We start from the raw sequence: 24,387 nt of genomic DNA, 5'->3' as shown, positions 1-24,387 counted from the left end.
CAAAGGTATGAGCAAAGATGAAGATCAGAGCAAATTTATGAAGATTCTAATCATATGATTGTTCGTGACCAAACCAGTGTATTTAAGCTGTTGTTCTCATGGCGAGGAACTATTTTACCTAAAGTTTTACCGCCATTAGGTGTGGTCATGTTGCTCTCAACCGTTATTGGTGGTCTGTCATATTTTAATATTTTTCACTTCCCAGAATTACCCTTGGTCGGCTTTACCTTAATTGGGGTTGTACTGTCTATTTTTTTGGGCTTTAAAAACTCTGCCTGCTATGACCGCTGGTGGGAAGCACGGCGTTTATGGGGCATTTTAATTGCCAATGCACGCCACTTTGACCGTGACTGTCGTATGCTCAGTCAGGGTCGCCGTGAGCGTGTGATTCAACATGTGATTGTCTTTGCCAATGTTCTGCGCGATCGCTTACGTCACGATACAGCCAACCCTACGGAACTCATCGAAACCAGTGGTATGAGCGCTCAAGCCATTAAACAATTGTATCAACAAGTCAATGCGCCACAGTACACGCTCAGTCTTATGCAATGGGAACTCATGCAAGCCCTAAAAGAAGGTGAAATTTCCGACATCATCTATGCACAAATGAACGATCATATTATGGAGCTCAGTACGGTACAAACAGGCTGTGATCGCATTGCGACGACCCCCTTGCCATTTGCCTATTCAGTATTACTTAACCGTACGGTCTATTTCTTTTGTTTTATGTTGCCTTTTAGCTTGGGCTCAACCTTAGGGCTAGTGACCCCTCTTTTGGTGGGTATTTTGGCGTATACATTTTTAGGTTTAGATGCCTTAAGTTCTGAAATAGAAGAACCTTTTGGTACACAAAGTAACGATTTACCCCTAGATTCAATGGTGCGTACCATTGAAATTGAATTGCTAGGTACCTTGGGTAAACCAACACCACCCCCCATTCAAGCCCACGACAACAACTTGCTTTAAGTTTTACCAGCCATCCCTCTTCAAAATGGAGAGGGAAAAAAGCGTGTGTTGCTCATTAAACGAAACTTTCCCAAATACCTCTTTGCCCGTCATTAACACGTGGAATATTGCCAAGCTTAATCCATGGCATATTGCTCCCATGATAATCACTTCCGACAGAGACTTTTAAACCAAATTCAGCAATCATTCGATCGACCATTTGACGTGTGCCCAATGGATCTACTGCAGGTGGGAGCTCAACAGCATCACCACCAAATTTCGCAAAAATTTCGATTAAGTAGCGAATATTGGTTGCAGACAAATCATAGCGGGTTGGATGTGCCAATACAGCAAAACCACCACTGGCATGTATGACTTGAATAGTTTCTTCTAAACCTAAACCATCAAATTTTACATAGGCTTTTTTGCCTTCTTTAATATATTTGTCAAATGCTTGCTGTGCACGGCTGACATAGCCTTTTTCTACTAAGGTTTTAGCAATGTGTGTTCGCGTCACACGATCAGGCACATTGTCCACTTTGGCAATAACATCTGTATAAATATCTTCACCAATTAACGGGATCAGTAAGTCACAAATTTGTTTGGCACGTACGGCGCGTATGTGCTTTTGTTGTTCGAGTAATTCAAGTAAAGGCGCAGGATTTTGCATATTGAGTGCAACGACGTGTACACCATAGCTTTTTTTAGTGGCCGGGCGTGACCATTGGCTGGAAATTTCCACCCCAGAAATCAGTCGCATGCCGAACTCTTGCGCCACTTTTTCAGCTAAATTTAAGCCATCCATGGTATCGTGATCTGTCAGCGCTAGGGTATGAATGCCAATTTCATGCGCCGCTTGCACCAGTTGCTCTGGAGACAAAGTTCCATCAGAAATATTACTGTGTGTATGTAAATCTACGCCTAGCATCACTTATACTATGTCATTTATTTGATCAGATACCAGATACTCTAACATGAAAGCACTTTTAGACTTTGTGCCACTCATTATTTTCTTTTATTTATATAAAACTGTAGATCCAAAAGATACTCAGCATCCATTATTACAACTCTTCGGTTCTGCTGGAGGCATTGATAATAATAATATTTTAGTTGCAACTACAGGTTTAATGCTTTCAATGCTGGTGGTTTACGGCGCATTATTTTTTATTCAAAAGTTCCGCTTAGACAAGCAACAATGGATTGTTTTGTTTATGACCGTCATTTTTGGTGGCATTACTTTGGTACTGAGTGACGATTTCTATATTCGTTTAAAAGCGGTATTGTTGAATTTAGTCTTTGCAGGGGCGTTCTTACTGTCGCCTTGGTTTAGCAAAGACCGCAAGCCACTGATCGAACGTTTGTTTGGGCCTGTACTCGAACTGAGCGCATCAGGATGGAAAAAACTGAACTTTGCATGGGCCTGTATGTTTGTGGTGATGTCTTGCTTACATATTTTCTTTGCTTATTTATTTATGGGCGGAAAATATTGGGGTGAATTCACTGCATTTGGCGACATGATCGTGATGTTTTCCTTTATCATTATTCAGTTTATTGTATTGCGAAAATACTTTAAGACCTCTGAATAATACTTCTAGTTTAAAAATCGAGAAATCACATGCCATTATTTGTCGTTAGCTGTACAGATCGTGAAGGTACAGTCGAAAAACGCCTAGCGGTTCGCCCACAACATCTTGCGCGCTTAGAGCAATTAGATACTGAAGGCCGTTTGATTGTTGCAGGTGCAATGCCGAAAGACCCAAGCAATCCTCAAGCGGGCTTTTATGGTAGTACGATTATTGTCGATTTTGAAACGCGTGAAGCTCTCGATGCATGGCTCCAAGATGAACCATTCCTAAAGGAAGGCGTATATAGTCATATTGACGTTAAACCGTTCAATAAAGCCTTCCCTAAAGGATAAGTTCATGCGTGCCGTTTTTACCTGCATCATAGGCTGTTTTCTTTTTAGTTCCGTAAGCTGGGCAGTTGAACCTGCCCCTACGCCTACAGAGCCAGTCACAGCAACAGCTGCTGTACTCCCTGCCACTGTACCTCAAACTTTGCCAGCCAATAAACCTACAACTATGCGTGTGGCCTCCCAGCCCAATGCAATGATGGCTGCCGAAAATGCACCGCTGACTGCTGAGCAACAGATCAAAAATAAAGTTTTACAAGATGCTAAAATTAAGGCGCTGGTCAAAGATCAACACTCACGTTTACAGCAACTTGAAAAAGCAAACCTTGACGCTTTAGCACAAAACCAAGAGCTACAATTGAAAAATGATAGTTTAGGTGTACAAGTGCAAGTTCTACAAAGTGAGCGCAGTGCACAAATGTTTTTATACGGCGCTGTGACCATTGCAGTAGGCGTACTGCTTGGCTTCTTAATGGCGAGTTATATTCATACCAAACGTCGTCGCCAGTGGTAATTTAAGTTTTTATCTGTATCTGTAAAAGGCTCTCCTGCTTTGTCTCAAGCAATTCAAACGGCTGATCTTGATTGGCGTATGATCGATGGAATTGATGTTCCAATTTCTAAACAATTTGGCGATGCCTATTTCTCCCGAGATAATGGCCTGCTCGAAACACGACATGTGTTTTTAAATGGCAATGACCTCCCTGAACGGTTGGCACAGTTGCAAGACTTTGAATCTTTTCATGTCGGTGAAACAGGTTTTGGTACGGGCTTAAATATTTTGGCCTTGTGGCAATTATGGCAAAAGGTTCGCCCGCAAAACCACAGTCGCTTGCATGTGGTCTCTGTCGAAAAATTTCCGTTGTCTAAGCCAGACTTGATCCGCGCTTTGAATGCTTGGCCAGAATTACAGCCCCTCTCTGAGCAACTACTTGAGCAATATCCATTGCCCATCGCAGGCTGTCATCGACTGTCTTTTCCAGATGAACGCTTTATCCTAGATTTGTGGTTAGGCGATGCGCATGATGTTTTTCCTGTGATGGCAAAAACCAGTCAAATTCATGCCTGGTTTCTAGATGGCTTTGCTCCAGCATGCAACCCAGATATGTGGGAGGAGCACGTTTTAAGTCATATTGTTCGCCTTTCAGGCTATGGCACAACTTTCTCGTCATTTAGTGTAGCAGGCGTATTAAAACGTGGCCTCAAACAACACGGTATTCGTATTAGTCGCCCACGCGGATTTCGGCATAAACGTGAAATGCTCAAAGCCATTTGGCTAGAGGAAGATAAAGACCTTCCCTCTACAGATGACCTCATTATTTGTGCCGAGCCACCCACACAACCGATCACACAGCCACAGCAGCATAAGCAGCGTCATATTGCGATTGTAGGCGCTGGAATTGCAGGATTAAGCTGTGCTTGGGCACTCGCACAGCGTGGCCATTCAGTTACGCTATTCGATCAAGCAGAGCCCTTAGCAGGAGGTTCTGGTAATCCCCTTGCGCTCTTAAATCCCAAGCTCTGTCCAATCGAGCAAAGTGCGGAGCATCTGATGACGCTCACCTGGCAACACGCCATGCGCCATTATCCAAAATTTAAGGCTTTTCGTGCGCTAGACATCCATCAAATTGCACTCAAAAAGCCCGAAGAATTATTAGGCTTGATCGACCAGTACCCAACAGGGCTATTAACCGAGGATCAAGCATCTACGGCACAAGCAGAGTCACCATCATTACAAAGTGAATTTTCCAGTCTGTGCTTAAATGAAGCAGGTGCCGTTTCACCGCATCAGCTACGTGATCAGATCTTAGCATCGCCTCTCATTCAGTTTCAGCAAGCACAGATTACACAGATTGAGCACTTAAGTACGGGTGTTGAATTATTCAGTCATACACAGTCTGTTGGGCAGTTTGATCACGTAGTGGTCTGTGCGGCTCGTCAAAGTATGCAACTGATTGAGGACTATCCACAGCTAAAACCAATACGTGGCCAAGTCAGCTGGCTCAGTCAACCAGACTCTGCGTTGAGTACGCAACATGCGTATAGCTATGGCGGTTATTGTATGCAACTCGATGCAACGCAATTTATTCTCGGTGCATCGTTTTATCCAAATAGAGAAGATAGCGAAGTGCTATTAGTAGATCATGTGCATAACTACAATCTTATCCACAGTGTCTTTCCTCACTACGCCGAGCAACTCCCAGCTGTAGAAACATGGCAAGGTCGCGCATCCGTTCGTGCACAAAGCTTGGATTATTTCCCTGTCCTTGGGTCAGTGAAAGCAGAGACAGAACTTTATACCTTTGCTGGATTGGGTTCTAAAGGTTTCTTATATGCTCCACTGTGTAGTGAAGTCTTGGTAGCGCAAGTCTTGTCTGAACCTTGCCCTATTCCTATGAGTTTATTGCAAAAACTCAGTGCACAACGTTTTAAAAAGAAAGTCAAAGCTAAAAAAGCATACTTTAAGCCTGATCAAACCATAAAACCGATTGAATGAAGCGTCATCGCTCCAATTTATAGACATAAAAAAAGCGCCCTTCGGCGCTTTTTTCTGAGGCGGATTAAGCGCCTTCAATCAGTGGTAAACCTGCTGCTCGAGCGGCACGAGTGCCTCCCATTAATACAACATATTCACGACCACTGTCTAAACCCTCTAAAAGCTCAGCAGCTCGAGGTGCTTTACTACCACCACCACATAAAATGTAGATTGGCTGATCCGTTGACACCTGAGTCAAACTATCTGCAGACAAATCAGTGATTGGCTGATTCACAGCACCTTTTAGGTGTGCCTCAGTAAATGCACTTGCGTCACGGACATCCCAGATAATCGCATTTTCTGGGAACTCAAATGTTGTAATTTCTTGTTTACGGATCATTGCGCACTCCTTTGATGTAAACAACACTTGGCAAATGAAGAAAACATCCCTAGCATCTCAGATATTCTTTCCCTTTGTAAAGGTCTAAACTATGCCTTCTTTCGATATTGTTTCAGAATTAGAAGTTTTTGAAGTAAATCATGCAGTTCAAAACACGCAAAAAGAAATTGCGACACGTTTTGACTTCCGCGGTCAGGACGTTTCAATCGAACTGAACGAAAAAAACAAAGAAATTAAAATCAGCACTGAAAGCGACTTCCAATGTGAACAAGTCTATACCATGCTAGAAAACCATTTCTTTAAACGTAAAGTCGATATTCAAGCACTTGACCCACAAAAAATGACCGCTTCTGGCAAAAACGTGATTCAAGTGATCAAACTCAAAGATGGCCTTGACTCTGATACCGCAAAAAAAATTAATAAAGCCATTAAAGAAAGTGGCGTGAAAGTGCAATCTTCTATTCAGGGCGATAAAATCCGTGTAACTGATAAAAAACGCGATACCTTGCAACAAGTGATGGCGTTCTTGAAAGAACAGCAGTTCGGTGTGCCTTTACAGTTCAATAACTTTAAAGATTAAGGCAGGACACCTGCCAAGCAGAGGAATCATGGCGCAAGGCAATCGTTTATCTAAGCTGGTCAGTTCAACATCGAAATTTCCACAAAGCATTCGCACTGCGCTATGGTCCAAAGCCTTTGGCAAAATCGTCCCAATGGTCGGTTCTGCCAAAATTCGTTATTTAGAAGTCAGCCCTTCCCGCGTTACGGTCAGCATCGCAAATCACAAAGCGATGCAAAACCATATTGGTCAGCTACATGCTTGTGCTATGGCACTCATCGCAGAGACTGCAACTGGCTTCGTGACTGCAATGAATGTACCTGACAGCGCCATTGTACTCATTAAATCATTTAAAGTTGATTTCCAACGTCCGAGTAAAGGCGCAATGCAAGCAACCGCTATTTTGACTGAACAACAACAACAGCTCATGCGCACCACAGACCGTGGCGAAACCTTAGTTCAAGTCACCGTCACCGATGAATCTGGCGAAGCACCCATTCAATGCGAAATGCTTTGGGCATGGGTAGAAAAGTCCTACCTGAAAAAGAAATAATTGTAAATAAAACTTACTTTTAAGTAAGTCTATTACTTACCGAATTAAGACTAAATCTTTACCAAAGGGTGCTATTTCTATAGCACTTCCTTGCTCATGATGGAGTTATATTTATAACGAGAGCAAAATTAAATGAAACCCTTTTTAATCACCAGCGCGCTACTTTTCACTAGCATTGCTGTAACCGCACAAGCAAAAGCACCTGCAGACAAAACGCCAACTCAGACACCAACTACCGTCATTACTGCACAAGCTCAGCAAGCCGAACGCAACAAGAAACTGGTGACCGATTTTTATAATGGTGTCTTTCAAAAGCATCAGGTAAAAGCTTACTCAGATCAATATATTGGAACTGAATATATTCAACACAACCCTCATGTGGCCAATGGTAAAGCGCCTTTTGTAAACTACTTCACCCAATATTTCAAAGAAAATCCTCTCGCAAAAAGCGTAATTAAACGTGCTGCTGCCGAAGGTGACCTTGTCTATTTACATGTGCATTCACAGCAAAATCCACAAGATAGAGGTGTTGCTGTCGTTGATATTTTTAGAGTTGAAAATGGAAAAATTGTCGAACATTGGGATGTTCAGCAAGCTGTTCCAGCTGAAAGTGCCAATCAAAACACGATGTTTTAAGCTTCAACAAAATAAAAAACCCAGCATATATGCTGGGTTTTTTAAACACTCAAACTGCTTTTAGCGTCTTATTCTGCTTTCGTTTGTGATGCTTCAAATAACTGTTTTGCTTCTGCAGGAATTTGGCGTTTTGCACCTTTGACATCCACAGCAACAAAAGTATAGACCCCTTCCGTCACACGAATAGGATCACGTGAGCTGTCATGGCTGTCCCAAACCTCGATTTGCATTTGAATTGAAGTATTTCCCACTTTCAAAATTTTGGTATAGCAACTGATAACATCACCCACTTTTACCGGTACTAAAAATGTCATCTGGTTAATGGAAATTGTTGCACAGCGACCTTTACTAAAACGCTCTGCGTGAATCGCACCTGCCAAGTCCATTTGTGACACGATCCAACCACCAAACACATCACCGCTCCAGTTGGTATCTGCTGGCATTGCAATTGTTTGTAGTGAGAGCGTACCTTCCGGTTTTACATGAGTTTCTGACACTTTAACTCCAAGCCCCATTATGAATGGGCAGTCAATTGTTGATCGAGCCACTGCTGCAATTCACTTGAACGCAGCGCTCCACTTATTCTAGCAAGTTCGTTGGTTTTATTCATCAAAACTAAGGTTGGAATGCTCCGTACATTAAAAGCACTGCTTAAACGTGGGTTTTCTTCAGTATTAATTTTGGCAAAAATTACATGCGGATATTGCTTTGCAACTTGAGCAAAATGCGGTGCCATCATCTTACATGGCCCACACCACTCTGCCCATAGATCAATGAAAATCGGTAAGTCGCTATGACTAATGAACTGACTAAAATTTTGCTCATTTAGCTCAATAGGTGCCAGTGGTACCAAGGCTTCATGGCATTGACCACATGCAGGTTGTTCTGCCAATTTTTCTTCGGGCACACGATTTTTTGCCAAACAATGCGGGCACACAATAATCATTAACTTACTCCTACATGCTGATTTAAAAAATCTAACTGCTTTGCCACTGCTTTTTCAAACCATGCGCCATGATAAATATCAAAATGAGCCATATCCCATTCATAATAATCAACATAAGGTGCAATATTCGTGGCTGCTTCACGGCTAGACTCAATTGGAATCAGACTATCATTCTTCGAGGCGATATACAGTACAGGAACAGCAATCTTGCGTAAATTTTGAATGGGCCGATAACGCATCAGATTAAAAAATACTCGTGCAGGCACCTGCCCACTCCAATAATAATCAGGGTGAATAATCGATTGATATCCTGCGTATGCATCTTTGGTTTGCACAAAACATAATCCAGATGGATCTGTTACCGCCAAAGTCCTTGGCGATAATCCCACCTTCGCCCCCATATAATCTTGACTGGAGATTTTGAGTGCTTTTGGCAATAAATTTAAGGGAAAATTTTTAGCACTTTCTGCACCATCAACAAATGGATTTTGTGCAATGACCGCTTGAATATTTTTATTTTCCGAAGCCAATTCAAGTGCATAACCCGCACTCAATGAAATGCCCCACAAGACAATTTTACGAGAATTAATCGATTTACGCTGTGACACATGCATCAACATTGTACGCCAATCGCTTAACTGCTCTTGAATGCTCACTAGCTCTCGAGGTCGACCCGTACTCCCCCCCCAATAGCGGTAATCAAACAAAACCACCGCATAGCCTGCCTGTGCAAAACGCTTAGCAAACTGTACTAATTTAAATTGTCTTAAACACGCAAAACCATGTGCCATGATAATGACACCCGGTGGAACATCTGTTTTGGGCCGATAAAAATCTGCTGCAATCACTTCCTGTCCGCTTTTCACATACAGCGGTTCAACGGTATAAGCGTGCATACACACTCCATGCAAAAATTGAACTGTTATTCTTTATAAAAATTTTAATACGCCACGCTCATATTCTCGCTTAATGCTATCATAAAGCATATTTCTATTTTTAAAATTTTGGAGTGACACCATGAGCGAAAATGTTGGTTTTGCAGGTCAAATTAGTCCTGAACATGTAACGCAAATTGTTGAAAAAGGATTTAAATCGATTATTAATAACCGTCCAGATATGGAAGGTGGTCCAGAGCAACCAACAAGTGCACAAATTGAAGAAGTTGCACGTGGTGCAGGCTTAGACTATGTTTATCAACCTGTAGTCGCTGGTCAAATCACTGAGCTTGATGTACGTGCATTTGCCAATCATTTTAACCAATTGCCAAAACCTGTCCTCATGTTCTGCCGTACAGGCAATCGCTCAAACAACCTATTTCAACTAGCAAAACAAATGGACTTGCTTGATGATTAAGTCGATTTATGCAAGTTTACTTTGTTTATGCTTGAGCATGCTTAGCCCAGCATTTGCAGAATTGCCACAAAGCACAGCCCTGACACCCCAAGTCAGTGTTGCTGGACAAATGAACTTAGATAAATTTTCTGCCTTGCTCAAACAAGGCTTTAAGTCTGTAATCGTTAATCGTCCAGACCAAGAAAATGGCAATCTGGTAAGTGTAAGTCAATTACGTGAAGTTGCTGAAAAAGCACATGTCAGCGTGATTTACCAACCTGTAGATAGCGGTAAAATTTCTCAAACAGATATTCAAGAATTTGCTAAGTATTATAATGAGCTGACTAAACCGATTTTATTGGTATGCCGTAGTGGGACACTTTCAACGGCACTCTTTAATCAAGCAAAAGCTCAAGGACTCTTGAATGAATAAAATATGGATGCTGGCAATCATCACTGCACTTTTACTATCGGGCTGTAATTCTATGCAGATTAGACCCACTGTTGGGGTAAGTGTTGGAAGCTCTATTTAATTATTATTCATAAAAAACAGCGCCGAAGCGCTGTTTTTTATAACTTTAAAGCGCAAAAAATTCTAAGTATTATATTATTTATAAGACTTATTCTATAAAAATTAAAAAAAATAAACTATTGAACTTATTAAATTTAGCTTAGTATTTCATACTAGTTATACACATATTTCACTTAAATTAAAGTCAAATACACATTTAAAATGTCGCTACACTCTCAAAATAGGAAAGGCCTATCCATGTATGATCTAATTATTATAGGTGCAGGTACAGCAGGCATTTCTGCCTATAAAGAAGCCATAAAATATACCGATAACTTATTAATTGTTAATGATGGTCCTTGGGATACGACCTGCGCGCGCGTTGGCTGTATGCCAAGTAAAGTTCTCATTGCATCTGCAAATCGGGTGCATGAAATACAAAATCTGGAAGGATTAGGTTTAAGTGCCACAGTAAAAATTGATACTTCGCAAGTGATGCAACATGTACAACAACTTCGAGACCGTTTTACTCGTGCAACACTAAAAGATGTTGAATCTTGGCCATCAGAACACAAAATTTCAGGTCGCGCCGAATTTATTAATGCCAATACTATTCAAGTCAATCATCAAGAATATCAAGCCAAAAATTTTATTTTAGCCGTTGGAAGCACGCCAAACATAGATGCAAAATTAAAACAACGACTTGGGGATCGTTTAATCACGACTGATCAAATCTTCGAATTAAAGCAACTCCCACAAAGTATAGCCGTAATCGGCAGTGGCGTTATTGCCTTAGAGCTGGCTCAAGCGATGCATCGTCTAGGTGTCAAAACTGAAATCTTTGCACGTAGCCGTAAAGTTGGCACATTGGTGAGCAAAAATCTACAACAAGTAGCTCAAAATGAATTGCTCAAAGAATTAAATCTAAACTTCGAAATTTTGCCTAGTGACTACACTCGGACCGAACACGGTATTGAAATAATATATCAACAGAATGATACAAAACAGCTTATAACGGTTGATTACGTGCTATCTGCTACTGGTCGTCAATCACGCCTAAATACATTGCATCTTGAGAAAATTAGCAGCATTTTTAGTGATCCTAAAAAAATACCAGTCAATCCCAATACAAAACAGCTTTCTAACTATCCAATCTATATTGTAGGTGATGCTTTTACCAATACTCCAATCCAACATGAGGCTGCGCACGAAGGAAAATTAGTTGTTCAAAATATATTAAGTAACAAGCAAGTTTCTAATATTAAAACATTAACACCGTTGGGCATTGTCTTCAGCTCACCAGAAATGGCATCAGTTGGGCAAAATAGTCTGCAACTTGAAGAACATAAAGTTAGCTTTATTACAGGTGTTATTAACTATGCCAAGCAAGGGCGAGCAATTATTAATGCTAAAAACCAAGGTGCAGTTGAGATTTATATAGATAAGGATTCCCGCAAAGTATTAGGAGCTGAATTGTTTTGTCATGAAGCAGAACATCTCGCACACATACTTGCATGGATGATTGATGAATCACTTACAGTGGATGACTTACTCGATAAGCCGTATTACCACCCAACAATAGAAGAAGGCCTGAGAACGGCTTTAAAACATGCGAGAAGACAATTAAATAATGATTAAGGGTTAGCTAATTATTTAGTTTGTTATTGAGAGTAGCTGTTGCTTACACATTAGTGCTTTAATGCAACAGCTCTCATGCCAATCAATATTGTCAAAAAAACAATAATTATTATTTGGCTTATTATGGCAACGAGAGCACAATTTTTAAATGTATCAATACTAAGCACATATTTAAAAACAATTGATGCCAGAAAAATAGAGAATATGAACAATATGAATTGATTATCTATCGTTTTCTTTATATAACCTGTAATTGCAGAATTCAAAAATAAAGAAAAAAAATGCTTAAAAAATTTGCTCTCAATTTATTGTCTTTATTTTATAAGTACTTAATAAGTATATAAAACTATTTACTGATCTTCAATCAATTGCCCCCTATATTTTCTTTCAAGCCTGTTTCTAAATAAGCTTTAGCCTTATTTAAAATATTTTTTATGCATAAAAAAACACCCCCTGCACTAGTCAGGGGGTGTTTCGAATAATGAGCTGGCGATGACTTACTCTCACATGGGTAACCCCACACTACCATCAGCGCTAAGAGGTTTCACTTCTGAGTTCGGGAAGGGATCAGGTGGTTCACTCTTGCTATTGTCGCCAGCACAACTTGGATGCTTACTCGTTTGGTCTTACTTGGATGCCGAACTTTCGTCAAATGAGTTATTAACAGATCATATCTGAGTCGAATTGTATGTTCTAGCGTTAGCTGAATCAAGTATTTCAAGACCGTTTGGTCTTTAATGAATCAATCTCTGCTCACTGCTTGCGCAGTTCGTACAACAACTGTTTGGGTGTTGTATAGTCAAGCCTCACGAGCAATTAGTATTGGTCAGCTTCATGCGTCACCGCACTTCCACATCCAACCTATCAACGTCGTAGTCTTCAACGGCTCTTTAGAGGAATAAATTCCTAGGGAAATCTTATCTTGAGGTAGGCTTCCCGCTTAGATGCTTTCAGCGGTTATCCCTTCCGAACATAGCTACCCGGCGATGCGACTGGCGTCACAACCGGTACACCAGAGGTTCGTCCACTCTGGTCCTCTCGTACTAGGAGCAGATCCTCTCAAATTTCCAGCGCCCACGGTAGATAGGGACCGAACTGTCTCACGACGTTCTAAACCCAGCTCGCGTACCTCTTTAAATGGCGAACAGCCATACCCTTGGGACCTGCTTCAGCCCCAGGATGAGATGAGCCGACATCGAGGTGCCAAACACCGCCGTCGATATGAACTCTTGGGCGGTATCAGCCTGTTATCCCCAGAGTACCTTTTATCCGTTGAGCGATGGCCCTTCCATACAGAACCACCGGATCACTAAGACCTACTTTCGTACCTGCTCGACTTGTGGGTCTCGCAGTTAAGCGCGCTTTTGCCTTTATACTCTACGCGTGATTTCCGACCACGCTGAGCGCACCTTCGTACTCCTCCGTTACTCTTTAGGAGGAGACCGCCCCAGTCAAACTACCCACCAGACATGGTCCTCGCTCCAGATAATGGAGCAGAGTTAGAACCTCAATATTACCAGGGTGGTATTTCAAGATTGGCTCCACAGCAACTAGCGTCGCTGCTTCAAAGCCTCCCACCTATCCTACACAAGTAAGATCAAAGTTCAATGTCAAGCTGCAGTAAAGGTTCACGGGGTCTTTCCGTCTAGCCGCGGGTACACCGCATCTTCACGGCGATTTCGATTTCACTGAGCCTCTGCTGGAGACAGCGCCCCCATCATTATGCCATTCGTGCAGGTCGGAACTTACCCGACAAGGAATTTCGCTACCTTAGGACCGTTATAGTTACGGCCGCCGTTTACTGGGGCTTCGATCAAGAGCTTCGCTTACGCTAACCCCATCAATTAACCTTCCAGCACCGGGCAGGCATCACACCCTATACGTCCACTTTCGTGTTTGCAGAGTGCTATGTTTTTAATAAACAGTTGCAGGGGCCTGGTTTCTGTGGCTGCCGATAGCTCAGGAAGCAAGTTCCATCACCGTCAGCAGCGTACCTTCTCCCGAAGTTACGGTACCATTTTGCCTAGTTCCTTCAGCAGAGTTCTCTCAAGCGCTTTGGTCTACTCGACCTGACCACCTGTGTCGGTTTCGGGTACGATTCCTGTGTAACTGAAGCTTAGAGACTTTTCCTGGAAGCATAGTATCAGCCACTTCACTGTACAAGTACAGCTTGCTATCAGATCTCAGCATAGAGTACCCCGGATTTGCCTAAGATACATGCCTACATCCTTTCACCTGGACAACCAACGCCAGGCTGACTTAACTTACTCCGTCCTCTCATCGCATTACACAGAAGTATTGGAATATTAACCAATTTCCCATCGACTACGCCTCTCGGCCTCGCCTTAGGGGTCGACTCACCCAGCCCCGATTAACGTTGGACTGGAACCCTTGGTCTTTCAGCGAACGGGTTTTTCACCCGTTTTGTCGTTACTCACGTCAGCATTCGCACTTCTGATACCTCCAGCAGACTTCTCAATCCACCTTCATCGGCTTACAGAACGCTCCCCTACCACTTGCAATAAATTGCAAATCCGCAGCTTCGGCATATAGTTTTAGCCCCGTTACATCTTCCGCGCAGGCCGACTCGACTAGTGAGCTATTACGCTTTCTTTAAAGGGTGGCTGCTTCTAAGCCAACCTCCTAGCTGTCTATGCCTTCCCACATCGTTTCCCACTTAACTATAATTTAGGGGCCTTAGCTGGCGGTCTGGATTGTTTTCCTCTTGACTACGGACGTTAGCACCCGCAGTCTGTCTCCCGGATAGTACTCATTGGTATTCGGAGTTTGCATCGGTTTGGTAAGTCGGGATGACCCCCTAGCCGAAACAGTGCTCTACCCCCAATGGTATTCGTCCGAGGCGCTACCTAAATAGCTTTCGGGGAGAACCAGCTATCACCAAGTTTGATTAGCCTTTCACCCCTATCCACAAGTCATCCCCTGGCTTTTCAACGACAGTGGGTTCGGTCCTCCAGTTAGTGTTACCCAACCTTCAACCTGCTCATGGATAGATCACCTGGTTTCGGGTCTACACCCAGCAACTAAACGCCCTATTAAGACTCGGTTTCCCTACGGCTCCCCTATACGGTTAACCTTGCTACTGAATGTAAGTCGCTGACCCATTATACAAAAGGTACGCAGTCACCGAACAAGTCGGCTCCCACTGCTTGTATGCATGCGGTTTCAGGATCTATTTCACTCCCCTCACAGGGGTTCTTTTCGCCTTTCCCTCACGGTACTGGTTCACTATCGGTCAGTCAGGAGTATTTAGCCTTGGAGGATGGTCCCCCCATATTCAGACAAGGTTTCACGTGCCTCGCCCTACTCGACATCATCATATAAGCCCTTTCGTGTACAGGACTATCACCCACTATGGTTGCACTTCCCAGAGCATTCCACTAGAACTTATATGACTTAATGGGCTGTTCCCCGTTCGCTCGCCGCTACTGAGGGAATCTCAATTGATTTCTTTTCCTAAGGGTACTGAGATGTTTCACTTCCCCTCGTTTGCCTCGCAACACTATGTATTCATGTTGCGATACCTACCTTACGATAGGTGGGTTTCCCCATTCAGAAATCTCCGGATCATAGGATATTTGCCGCCTCCCCGAAGCTTATCGCAGGCTATTACGTCTTTCATCGCCTCTGACTGCCAAGGCATCCACCACATGCACTTAATTACTTGACTATACAACCCCAAACAGTCGTTTATCCTTACAAGTAGGATAAGCAACAGAGTTTGTCTTACGACTTACTCATACAGTTGGCGTCTTGTGCATTTAAGCACTGTACAGCTTCAATTAGATTCATATACCAAAACGCTTGATTCAGTTAATTTCGCTAGTAACTCATAGCTTCTATCTTCACATCACAGTAATAAATCACTGTTAGTGTTAATGTCAGTTATGAGTATGAACAAATTATTTCAACTCAAATATATTCTGTTAATGATTTAACATGCCTTCGTCAGGTCATGTTGCTGTGATAAATCACAGAGCTTAATAACAATGAAGCGCATTCTACGCTAGTTTGTTGCTAAGCTCTATAACCTAAGCACTTGATCGCTTAAAGACTAAACTAACAGTCAGCTGACTGTTCATTTATTAACTTGTCTTTTATACATCGCTTTGCGATGTATGGTGGAGACTAGGAGAGTCGAACTCCTGACCTCCTGCGTGCAAAGCAGGCGCTCTACCAACTAAGCTAAGTCCCCAGCTTATCAATTAAGTCAATGTCTCTGTTTTCTGTTTGCTCTCATATTTTATTCAAATATTTCGTTAGTCAGATTTGGTGGGTCTGACAAGACTTGAACTTGTGACCCCACGCTTATCAAGCGTGTGCTCTAACCAACTGAGCTACAGACCCTCAGATACATCGTCATGAAGAACAACTTGTTGTGGATTCTTACCAGTCGCCAATCTTTCGTTAAGGAGGTGATCCAGCCGCAGGTTCCCCTACGGCTACCTTGTTACGACTTCACCCCAGTCGTCGGCCACACCGTGGTAAGCGTCCTCCTTACGGTTAGACTACCTACTTCTGGTGCAACAAACTCCCATGGTGTGACGGGCGGTGTGTACAAGGCCCGGGAACGTATTCACCGCGGCATTCTGATCCGCGATTACTAGCGATTCCGACTTCATGGAGTCGAGTTGCAGACTCCAATCCGGACTACGATCGGCTTTTTGAGATTAGCATCCTCTCGCGAGGTAGCAACCCTTTGTACCGACCATTGTAGCACGTGTGTAGCCCTGGTCGTAAGGGCCATGATGACTTGACGTCGTCCCCGCCTTCCTCCAGTTTGTCACTGGCAGTATCCTTAAAGTTCCCGGCCGAACCGCTGGCAAATAAGGAAAAGGGTTGCGCTCGTTGCGGGACTTAACCCAACATCTCACGACACGAGCTGACGACAGCCATGCAGCACCTGTATGTAAGTTCCCGAAGGCACCAATCCATCTCTGGAAAGTTCTTACTATGTCAAGACCAGGTAAGGTTCTTCGCGTTGCATCGAATTAAACCACATGCTCCACCGCTTGTGCGGGCCCCCGTCAATTCATTTGAGTTTTAGTCTTGCGACCGTACTCCCCAGGCGGTCTACTTATCGCGTTAGCTGCGCCACTAAAGCCTCAAAGGCCCCAACGGCTAGTAGACATCGTTTACGGCATGGACTACCAGGGTATCTAATCCTGTTTGCTCCCCATGCTTTCGTACCTCAGCGTCAGTATTAGGCCAGATGGCTGCCTTCGCCATCGGTATTCCTCCAGATCTCTACGCATTTCACCGCTACACCTGGAATTCTACCATCCTCTCCCATACTCTAGCTTCCCAGTATCGAATGCAATTCCTAAGTTAAGCTCAGGGATTTCACATCCGACTTAAAAAGCCGCCTACGTACGCTTTACGCCCAGTAAATCCGATTAACGCTCGCACCCTCTGTATTACCGCGGCTGCTGGCACAGAGTTAGCCGGTGCTTATTCTGCGAGTAACGTCCACTATCCCTAGGTATTAACTAGAGTAGCCTCCTCCTCGCTTAAAGTGCTTTACAACCAAAAGGCCTTCTTCACACACGCGGCATGGCTGGATCAGGGTTCCCCCCATTGTCCAATATTCCCCACTGCTGCCTCCCGTAGGAGTCTGGGCCGTGTCTCAGTCCCAGTGTGGCGGATCATCCTCTCAGACCCGCTACAGATCGTCGCCTTGGTAGGCCTTTACCCCACCAACTAGCTAATCTGACTTAGGCTCATCTATTAGCGCAAGGTCCGAAGATCCCCTGCTTTCCCCCGTAGGGCGTATGCGGTATTAGCATCCCTTTCGAAATGTTGTCCCCCACTAATAGGCAGATTCCTAAGCATTACTCACCCGTCCGCCGCTAGAAATCGGTAGCAAGCTACCTATTCCCGCTCGACTTGCATGTGTTAAGCCTGCCGCCAGCGTTCAATCTGAGCCATGATCAAACTCTTCAGTTTAAAATCAATAGTACCTTTAAAGGGTACCAATCTTGGCTCATCAATTACTGACAAATATTTGCTCAAATAAACTTCGAGAAATTTCTACCAATTATCAATGAAAATATATTCGATTGATCAACCAGTAAAAATCCACACAAGTTGTTCTTCATAATCTCTTAATGATCTTCTTGTTGGTTCGTCACCAGCAAGCTAGGTCGGCTATATTACACTAAATTTATTTAGTGTCAACAAGTAATTCAAATTATTTTAAACTTTTTTTCTAAAACCAAACTTAATCTTTTCAATCAAGTCCTTGTTTTATCAGAAGTTTTAATCTTCATCACCGCCGATGGATGTGCATTCTACAGCATTTCACATCCGTTGCAACCCTATTTTTTATTTTTTTCCATTTATTTTTAAAAAATCCTACCAGGTGTCTTTTTATTGTTCAAATTCGGCTATTTTTACTTGTTTTTAATCAAAACTGGCATTGAATCTGCTTGTTGAAAAGCCGATAGATGATCTTGATGATGCTCTTGCCAATTTAAATTCCGGCAATCAATATATTCGCTATACCCCTCTTCCCCCTCTTCTTGTTCTTCATTCAACTGCAAACGATAACTAAAACTGCCCGCATAACCCGCACCCAAGCCAAATTTAAAATCACCTCGACTTTGTCCTTGCAAGCGAATCTGCATGGTTTCATTTTGCATAAACCATTCAAATTCACGTGGAAGATACATATTACGTCCATTGGGGGTGGTTATTTTGGGATAAACGCGATGTATTCGGAAATGGACTGCTGTATCGAACATCTGATGTTTATTTGCTTTAAGATCTCTTAAGTAAATACGTGATTGTACAATCTGATTTCGTGCATCCCGTACTTGCATAAACATGAGTTGTCGATTATTACTTAGATTCAACATGCTCATGCTGTAAAATGCCACAGGAAAATAAGGAAATGCCCTAGCTCTAGCAAACTCTAAAGTTCCGAGCTGTGCAATATCAAAAATTTGCCCTTTATAAACCACTTTACCAGCACATTGGCTTAGCACACTCCAATACTCTGCCATGCCCATTCGTAACTTGGTAATACATGAAACAAGATCCGAACTATTCACCTGTAGATCTAAACTGAGTTCTTGATGTTCGCGCTGAAATTGGAATTTTGGAAATTCACCATATATATCGACATGATCGGCACATTGAATATGTTTAGACGCCAGATGAAATGTCGCCTCTTTTGTATCACACTGAAATTGCCCAACCATGTGTGCACTACAACTGCTCATCAAATAAATTTGGTTGGTTGCATTTTTGGATTTAGCGTGAGCATGATGCAATATCGGTAAATTCAGCTGCCCTAATTGTATAAATAGGTTGAGGTAATGTAAGGGTGCTGGCAAATTTGGGATTTTAAGTGCAATGAGAATGCTTGGATATTTTTGTGTTTGTATATGAAAAGGTAGTTTTTGTTGTTTGCAATAAGGAGCCTGATTCAGCTGTTTGGACTGATCAAAGAAATCTTGAAATAACTGCATATCAAGCTCCTATTGATTTAGATTTTACATTTATAAGGCGCTCTGCTTTCTCGCCATTATGGTTGTAACAAAACCTGAAAGTGCATAAATGACTGCAATCACCAGTACGCCAACAGGAATATTATAAGTTACTGCAGCTAAAACAAAAACCACGATTGGCAACACTGCGAAAGGGACGCGTTTTCTGTCTACTGTTTTAAATGAGTAATATTTAATATTTGAAATCATCAGTAAGCCAACGGCAATAATCACCACAGCGTTGAGTGTTTGAATACCCGCTTCACGCAAATCAAAAACTGCAGGGAAATCACGGGCAACCAAGACCAATGAAATAATAATAACGGCGGCTAATGGACTGGCTACACCAATAAAATAGCGTTTATCGACCACACCAATTTGCACATTAAAACGTGCTAGGCGGAAAGCCGCACAGGCGGTATAGACAAAGCATGCAGCTAAGCCAATACGTCCAAGATCGTGCAAGCTCCAGCTATACATTAAAATCGCAGGTGCCACGCCAAATGCAAGCAAGTCAGATAGTGAATCAAACTGTTCACCAAATGGACTTTGCGCACCAATAGCACGAGCAACTCGGCCATCTAAACCATCTAATAGTGCGGCAATAAAAATAGCATACACCGCTTGAGTGTAATCACCATTCATACTGGCAATAATTGAATAGAAACCTGATAACAACGCTGCGGTTGTAATCAGGTTCGGCCACAGATAAATACCTCGACGTTTGACTTTCTGTCCTTCATGGGTATGTTCTTCTTCCTCCACCTCAAAAGTAATGCCATCAAAGGCACTTTCATCTTTAGTAGAAGCTTCCCGTTCAGGTTTATTTATATTTGTCATTCTTCGATCCTAACTGTGACCTTTTGTCTTACTTAAATATTGTGTAGCGTCTGGCTTATTCGCCAACCAACCAACGTACAGCAGCATGACCACCACTTTCACTCATGCGAAGGTGTGGGAATAACCATTGTAATGCCTCATCTGCATCTTCTGAGAATTTCCAAGGTGGGTTAATCACCAATAAACCACAACCATTTAAGCCCACTGGTGTGTCATCTGGCCATACGCAAACTTCACATACCAACTGACGGCGAATACCCGTTTTGTACATTTTCTTTTCAAAACGTTCAATCATGGCGCGGTCTTTAATTGGATACCACACTGCGAAAACGCCTGTCGGCCATTTTTTATAAGCAGCAACCAATAATTCTACCAATTGTGGGAAATCTTTTCGTTCCAATTCGTAAGGCGGATCAATCATCACCAAGCCACGTTTCTCTTTTGGTGGAATAACACCTAAAAGACCTTCGTAAGCATCGCGCTCATGCAAGCCCGCACGTTTATCAAAAATATTGTGGCGTAACTGTTGAAATACATCACGTTGCATTTCAAAAATAGTGGCCTTGTCGGTTTCACGCATGCCTTCAAGCGCAAACCAAGGTGAGCCTGGATAAGCACCTTTGCCAAAATTTTCACGCATTTTTTCAACAATTTTTAAATATTGTTGCACGCCCTCTGGCGCATTACGCTTAATTGAATCATCTAGTTTGACCAGACGATGAATACCATTTAAAAACTCACCTGATTTTTGTGCTTCAGAGGTTGATAAATCATATTTACCTGCACCACCATGGGTATCTACATAGCGATAAGGTTTGTCTTTCGCATTCAGCCGACTCAATAACTGAAGCAATAAAACATGCTTCATAACATCGGCAAAGTTGCCTGCATGGAAATGGTGACGGTAGTTCATGTTTCTAAAATTCCTAATATCAACGGCTATTTTAGCATGAAAAATAGTTTCATTCCGATGCTATTCTTCTACTAGAATACATCGCTATTTTCTGACGATCATTAGGCTGTTTTATATGGATGCAATGCATCTCCCAAAGTCTTGGCCTGTTGAGCAAATTTTAGATAATTTAGCTCAACATGGCTTTGCAATTATTGACCAAGCATATTCACCTGAATACACAGGCGCATTGGTCCATGAATGTTCAACGCATTTAAATGAATTCCGCGATGCGGCCATCCAAAATGGCGTAGTCTCTAACATCCGCAGTGACCATATTTTATGGATTGATCAGCAACTCAAGGTCGCACAACAACATATTCAAGCTTTAAACGCCCTTTCACAACATTTGAATCAGGCGTTTTTTTTGGGCATTAAAGAAGCTGAAGCGCACTTTGCTTGCTATAACGCAGGTGAATTTTATGCATTACACCGTGATAACCCACAAGGTAAAAATGGACGTATGATTTCTACTGTCTATTATTTGCATGAAGCATGGGAAAATGACTGGGGCGGAGAACTACGCCTGCAAGATAAAAACAATCAATGGCATATTATTCATCCAGAGCCAAATCGTATTGCCATTTTTCAAAGTGATTTGCTCCACGAAGTATTAGAAGCCAAACATCAACGCCTTTCTATTACGGCGTGGCTTAGAACAGACCAGCCACTTTGGTAAGCACAAAACTTTAAATTTAAAAATTCATCCTCATATATGCTTCATTGCAAACATGAGGATGCCACCAATGCGTGACCTAACCAAAGACATCATTCAACGTATTGGTGAAACTGATCAATTGTATTTACAAGGCAATCAACCCGAACTGGCTTTAGAACGTGCTGACTTGCGCTTACAGTTGGTCACCTTAAGCCGTGTACGCCAAGAGCAAATCCATTTCCTACAAGAAGCGGTCGTGCTCTTAGAGCAAGGCCGTATTGAATTCGAAGAAATGCCTCTGAGCTTATATATCGACTTGTCTTTACACTTGGCTAAAGCCTATATGCTGTATTTTGAAGTAACCCGTGAAGAGCGCTTTGCCGTGATTACCCAACAAATCTTAAAGCCTCTTGCACACGATGATGATGGTGATATTTACTTTTTCTTGGCCTATGCAGCAGCTTCAAAAAATGAACCTGCTATGACACGCCACTGGCTGACTAAATATGCTAAAACCAATGCTTTTGACTTACAACTGATGCAAACACATCCTGCATTTGATACTTACCGTGCCGAAGCGTGGATGGAGAAGATTGTAAAAAGTCGCTTGCATTAAATGATGCATAAACTTCTGTAGATGCAAAAGCAAAAAGCCTCAATAAAAATTGAGGCTTTTTTTAAGTCGAAATTAAATTATACCGCTTGGAGTCTATAGGCATCTAAATGGAGTTGTTGATTCAGCTCGTCTACCCAAATGGCCCAATCATCATCTTGTACCAAATGACTGATTAACAGCGCACGCTGCCCCTTATTCCAAAATGGCGCATCATGTAGTGACACATTGGCTGCAAGCTGATGTGTACGCACATAGAGTTCAATAGCAGCAGGACTATTGGCCAAACCGAGCTGCGAAAATAGAAGTTCTAAGGATGGTTTGTTCTTCATGAGCTTTCGCCCTCCTTATCAGCTTAATTGTCATTTATTATTGAATTAACTTATAAAATATCTCAAAAAAAACCTAGTCATAAAACTAGGTTTGTTGTTACTTTTTGTGAGCACTTTTTAATCAGCATGCAATTGCTCATTCAGTTGATCAATAACCATCGCCCACTCATCATCTTTTTTCCAATGGCTAATTAAAAAGTCACGTTGTGATTGAGTCCAGAAATCGGCCTGATGCATAGGAACTTCAAGCGTCAGCTGATGTGTTTGAATAAATTGCTCAATAGCCTCTGGCGAGCTGTCTAAGCCCAATTGCTGAAATAATAATTCTTGGGTTACATCCATATCTAACATGGGAATTTTCCTGTTGTTTTATTATTTTTAACTTAGCATGTTCAACCCTCGGCTTCTGCTGATATTGCTCAACGCATTGTTATTTTTTGTGCATAAAAAAAACGCTCCGAATGGAGCGTTTTTTCTAACTTAATCTAAGTGATTAAATTATTTGATCATGTCAGCAACTGCTGCACGTTCTTCTTCAAGCTCATTAAGAGTGAAGTTGATACGCTCACGGCTGAATTCGTCGATTTCAAGACCTTGAACGATTTTGTATTCGCCATTTTCGCAAGTTACAGGGAAACCGAACATTACGCCTTCAGGGATACCGTAAGAACCGTCAGAAGGAATACCCATAGTTACCCATTCGCCGTTTGTGCCAAGAGCCCAATCGCGCATGTGGTCGATTGCAGCGTTTGCAGCAGAAGCAGCAGAAGACAAACCACGAGCTTCGATAATCGCAGCGCCACGTTTACCAACAGTTGGAAGGAATACGTCTTTGTTCCAAGCTGCATCGTTGATTTTGTCTTTTAAGCTTTCGCCGTTTACTGTAGCAAAACGGTAGTCAGCATACATTGTTGGAGAGTGGTTACCCCAAACTGTCATTGTTTTGATGTCAGAAACTGCAACGCCAGCTTTTTGAGCTAATTGAGTCAACGCACGGTTGTGGTCAAGACGTAACATAGCTGTGAAGTTTTTCGCAGGAAGATCTGTAGCAGATTTCATAGCGATGTAAGCGTTAGTGTTCGCAGGGTTACCTACAACAAGAACTTTAACGTCACGGCTAGCAACTTCGTTAAGCGCTTTACCTTGACCGATGAAGATTTCACCGTTTACTTTAAGAAGGTCAGCACGTTCCATGCCAGGACCACGTGGACGTGAACCTACAAGAAGAGCATAGTCAGCATCTTTGAATGCAACTTTAGGATCATCAGTACCGATCATACCTTCTAGAAGAGGGAATGCGCAGTCATCAAGTTCCATCATTACGCCTTTAAGCGCTTGTTGAGCTTTCTCAACTGGAATTTCTAATAATTGAAGGATAACTGGTTGGTCTTTACCCAACATTTCACCGCTTGCGATACGGAATAATAAGCTATAACCGATTTGACCAGCTGCGCCAGTAACGGCAACACGAACTGCTTGCTTCATGTAATTATCTCCAATTGAGGAAGGTCATAATGATTAAATAGCTGTTCTATCTAATCTTAATAATCATAAACGGCAAAGATTGTACTCCAAT

At 42.4% G+C, this 24,387-nt stretch carries 24 protein-coding genes, 2 tRNA genes and 3 rRNA genes; 13 read left to right on the top strand and 16 right to left on the bottom strand.

Annotation, left to right across the window (positions count from 1 at the left end; genetic code table 11):
• Positions 1 to 54: 54 nt before the first annotated feature.
• Positions 55 to 966: a bestrophin family protein gene (locus C9E88_RS02745; protein WP_106984574.1), complete on the top strand. Its 912-nt coding sequence runs from the start codon at positions 55 to 57 to the stop codon at positions 964 to 966.
• A 55-nt stretch (positions 967 to 1,021) separates the two neighbouring features.
• Here C9E88_RS02745 and C9E88_RS02740 read toward each other — a convergent pair whose 3' ends face one another.
• Positions 1,022 to 1,873 carry a PHP domain-containing protein gene (locus C9E88_RS02740; protein ID WP_106984573.1) on the bottom strand — a complete coding sequence of 284 codons (852 nt, stop codon included), beginning with the start codon at positions 1,871 to 1,873 and terminating at the stop codon, positions 1,022 to 1,024.
• Positions 1,874 to 1,919: 46 nt separating this feature from the next.
• Here C9E88_RS02740 and C9E88_RS02735 point away from each other — a divergent pair, with 46 nt between their 5' ends.
• From C9E88_RS02735 to mnmC, 4 genes are all read left to right on the top strand, one after another.
• Positions 1,920 to 2,531 carry a septation protein IspZ gene (locus C9E88_RS02735; RefSeq protein WP_106984572.1) on the top strand — a complete coding sequence of 204 codons (612 nt, stop codon included), beginning with the start codon at positions 1,920 to 1,922 and terminating at the stop codon, positions 2,529 to 2,531.
• Between the two features lie 29 nt (positions 2,532 to 2,560).
• Positions 2,561 to 2,863, top strand: coding sequence for a YciI family protein (locus tag C9E88_RS02730; RefSeq protein ID WP_106984571.1), 303 nt, complete (start codon positions 2,561 to 2,563; stop codon positions 2,861 to 2,863).
• A gap of 4 nt (positions 2,864 to 2,867) precedes the next feature.
• Complete coding sequence (locus C9E88_RS02725) at positions 2,868 to 3,371, top strand: SH3 domain-containing protein (RefSeq protein ID WP_106984570.1); 504 nt, start codon at positions 2,868 to 2,870, stop codon at positions 3,369 to 3,371.
• 78 nt (positions 3,372 to 3,449) lie between these two features.
• Positions 3,450 to 5,354, top strand: coding sequence for a bifunctional tRNA (5-methylaminomethyl-2-thiouridine)(34)-methyltransferase MnmC2/FAD-dependent 5-carboxymethylaminomethyl-2-thiouridine(34) oxidoreductase MnmC1 (gene mnmC, locus C9E88_RS02720; RefSeq protein WP_372658965.1), 1,905 nt, complete (start codon positions 3,450 to 3,452; stop codon positions 5,352 to 5,354).
• 64 nt (positions 5,355 to 5,418) lie between these two features.
• Here mnmC and C9E88_RS02715 read toward each other — a convergent pair whose 3' ends face one another.
• Positions 5,419 to 5,733, bottom strand: a complete 315-nt coding sequence (locus tag C9E88_RS02715; protein ID WP_106984568.1) for a rhodanese-like domain-containing protein — start codon at positions 5,731 to 5,733, stop codon at positions 5,419 to 5,421.
• Between the two features lie 91 nt (positions 5,734 to 5,824).
• Between C9E88_RS02715 and C9E88_RS02710 the strand changes: the two genes are divergently transcribed.
• The 3 genes from C9E88_RS02710 (at position 5,825) to C9E88_RS02700 (ending at position 7,481) form a co-directional block, all read left to right on the top strand.
• Complete coding sequence (locus C9E88_RS02710) at positions 5,825 to 6,313, top strand: YajQ family cyclic di-GMP-binding protein (RefSeq protein ID WP_106984567.1); 489 nt, start codon at positions 5,825 to 5,827, stop codon at positions 6,311 to 6,313.
• Between the two features lie 28 nt (positions 6,314 to 6,341).
• Entirely contained in the window at positions 6,342 to 6,845 is a 504-nt protein-coding gene (locus C9E88_RS02705; protein ID WP_106984566.1) for a DUF4442 domain-containing protein, read from the top strand.
• Between the two features lie 132 nt (positions 6,846 to 6,977).
• Positions 6,978 to 7,481, top strand: coding sequence for a nuclear transport factor 2 family protein (locus C9E88_RS02700; RefSeq protein WP_106984565.1), 504 nt, complete (start codon positions 6,978 to 6,980; stop codon positions 7,479 to 7,481).
• 68 nt (positions 7,482 to 7,549) lie between these two features.
• On the opposite strand, the gene C9E88_RS02695 is transcribed toward C9E88_RS02700, so the two are convergent.
• The 3 genes from C9E88_RS02695 to C9E88_RS02685 are packed head-to-tail and all read right to left on the bottom strand — an operon-like array spanning position 7,550 to position 9,323.
• Positions 7,550 to 7,978, bottom strand: a complete 429-nt coding sequence (locus C9E88_RS02695) for an acyl-CoA thioesterase (RefSeq protein WP_106984646.1) — start codon at positions 7,976 to 7,978, stop codon at positions 7,550 to 7,552.
• A gap of 17 nt (positions 7,979 to 7,995) precedes the next feature.
• Positions 7,996 to 8,427, bottom strand: coding sequence for a thioredoxin TrxC (trxC, locus tag C9E88_RS02690; RefSeq protein WP_106984564.1), 432 nt, complete (start codon positions 8,425 to 8,427; stop codon positions 7,996 to 7,998).
• The gene (locus C9E88_RS02685) at positions 8,427 to 9,323 is read right to left on the bottom strand and encodes an alpha/beta hydrolase (RefSeq protein WP_106984563.1); all 897 of its coding nucleotides are present in this window, start codon (positions 9,321 to 9,323) and stop codon (positions 8,427 to 8,429) included. The genes trxC and C9E88_RS02685 overlap by 1 nt, the downstream gene beginning before the upstream one ends.
• A 121-nt stretch (positions 9,324 to 9,444) precedes the next feature.
• On the opposite strand from C9E88_RS02685, the gene C9E88_RS02680 reads away from it, so the two are divergent.
• The 3 genes from C9E88_RS02680 (at position 9,445) to C9E88_RS02670 (ending at position 11,908) form a co-directional block, all read left to right on the top strand.
• Positions 9,445 to 9,780: a protein tyrosine phosphatase family protein gene (locus C9E88_RS02680; RefSeq protein WP_106984562.1), complete on the top strand. Its 336-nt coding sequence runs from the start codon at positions 9,445 to 9,447 to the stop codon at positions 9,778 to 9,780.
• Positions 9,773 to 10,192 (top strand): protein tyrosine phosphatase family protein, encoded by a 420-nt coding sequence (locus tag C9E88_RS02675; protein ID WP_106984561.1) that lies wholly within the window; start codon positions 9,773 to 9,775, stop codon positions 10,190 to 10,192. Before C9E88_RS02680 ends, C9E88_RS02675 begins: the two co-directional genes overlap by 8 nt.
• 336 nt (positions 10,193 to 10,528) lie before the next feature.
• On the top strand, positions 10,529 to 11,908 hold the full coding sequence (locus C9E88_RS02670) for a dihydrolipoyl dehydrogenase (protein WP_106984560.1): 1,380 nt from the start codon (positions 10,529 to 10,531) through the stop codon (positions 11,906 to 11,908).
• Between the two features lie 484 nt (positions 11,909 to 12,392).
• Here C9E88_RS02670 and rrf read toward each other — a convergent pair.
• From rrf to C9E88_RS02630, 8 genes are all read right to left on the bottom strand, one after another.
• A 5S ribosomal RNA gene (gene rrf / locus C9E88_RS02665) occupies positions 12,393 to 12,507 on the bottom strand.
• Between the two features lie 196 nt (positions 12,508 to 12,703).
• Positions 12,704 to 15,596, bottom strand: a 23S ribosomal RNA gene (locus C9E88_RS02660).
• A gap of 449 nt (positions 15,597 to 16,045) precedes the next feature.
• A tRNA-Ala gene (locus C9E88_RS02655) sits at positions 16,046 to 16,121 on the bottom strand.
• A gap of 75 nt (positions 16,122 to 16,196) precedes the next feature.
• A tRNA-Ile gene (locus tag C9E88_RS02650) sits at positions 16,197 to 16,273 on the bottom strand.
• Positions 16,274 to 16,334: 61 nt separating this feature from the next.
• A 16S ribosomal RNA gene (locus C9E88_RS02645) occupies positions 16,335 to 17,872 on the bottom strand.
• The 16S, 23S and 5S rRNA genes sit together here with 2 tRNA genes alongside, the layout of an rRNA operon.
• A 446-nt stretch (positions 17,873 to 18,318) precedes the next feature.
• Positions 18,319 to 19,398 (bottom strand): DUF6670 family protein, encoded by a 1,080-nt coding sequence (locus C9E88_RS02640; protein ID WP_106984088.1) that lies wholly within the window; start codon positions 19,396 to 19,398, stop codon positions 18,319 to 18,321.
• Between the two features lie 30 nt (positions 19,399 to 19,428).
• Entirely contained in the window at positions 19,429 to 20,256 is an 828-nt protein-coding gene (gene pssA / locus C9E88_RS02635) for a CDP-diacylglycerol--serine O-phosphatidyltransferase (protein ID WP_106984087.1), read from the bottom strand.
• Positions 20,257 to 20,311: 55 nt separating this feature from the next.
• Positions 20,312 to 21,169, bottom strand: coding sequence for a 23S rRNA (adenine(2030)-N(6))-methyltransferase RlmJ (locus C9E88_RS02630; protein ID WP_106984086.1), 858 nt, complete (start codon positions 21,167 to 21,169; stop codon positions 20,312 to 20,314).
• Positions 21,170 to 21,284: 115 nt separating this feature from the next.
• On the opposite strand from C9E88_RS02630, the gene C9E88_RS02625 reads away from it, so the two are divergent.
• Together C9E88_RS02625 and C9E88_RS02620 are read left to right on the top strand one after the other, a co-directional pair.
• On the top strand, positions 21,285 to 21,887 hold the full coding sequence (locus tag C9E88_RS02625) for a 2OG-Fe(II) oxygenase (RefSeq protein WP_106984085.1): 603 nt from the start codon (positions 21,285 to 21,287) through the stop codon (positions 21,885 to 21,887).
• A 67-nt stretch (positions 21,888 to 21,954) separates the two neighbouring features.
• A complete protein-coding gene (locus C9E88_RS02620) occupies positions 21,955 to 22,482 on the top strand; it encodes a hypothetical protein (protein WP_106984084.1) in 528 nt (175 codons plus the stop codon).
• Positions 22,483 to 22,559: 77 nt separating this feature from the next.
• On the opposite strand, the gene C9E88_RS02615 is transcribed toward C9E88_RS02620, so the two are convergent.
• The 3 genes from C9E88_RS02615 to C9E88_RS02605 form a co-directional block, all read right to left on the bottom strand.
• Positions 22,560 to 22,811: a DUF2789 family protein gene (locus C9E88_RS02615; protein ID WP_106984083.1), complete on the bottom strand. Its 252-nt coding sequence runs from the start codon at positions 22,809 to 22,811 to the stop codon at positions 22,560 to 22,562.
• Between the two features lie 117 nt (positions 22,812 to 22,928).
• Complete coding sequence (locus C9E88_RS02610; protein ID WP_106984082.1) at positions 22,929 to 23,162, bottom strand: DUF2789 family protein; 234 nt, start codon at positions 23,160 to 23,162, stop codon at positions 22,929 to 22,931.
• A 147-nt stretch (positions 23,163 to 23,309) separates the two neighbouring features.
• Entirely contained in the window at positions 23,310 to 24,296 is a 987-nt protein-coding gene (locus C9E88_RS02605; RefSeq protein ID WP_067762865.1) for a malate dehydrogenase, read from the bottom strand.
• Between the last annotated feature and the right edge of the window lie 91 nt (positions 24,297 to 24,387).

Origin of the sequence: Acinetobacter cumulans, from assembly GCF_003024525.3 — a bacterium.
GTDB classification, from domain to species: domain Bacteria; phylum Pseudomonadota; class Gammaproteobacteria; order Pseudomonadales; family Moraxellaceae; genus Acinetobacter; species Acinetobacter cumulans.
The sequence above is the reverse complement of the archived record's forward strand: the minus strand, read 5'-3'. Positions and strand labels throughout refer to the sequence as shown.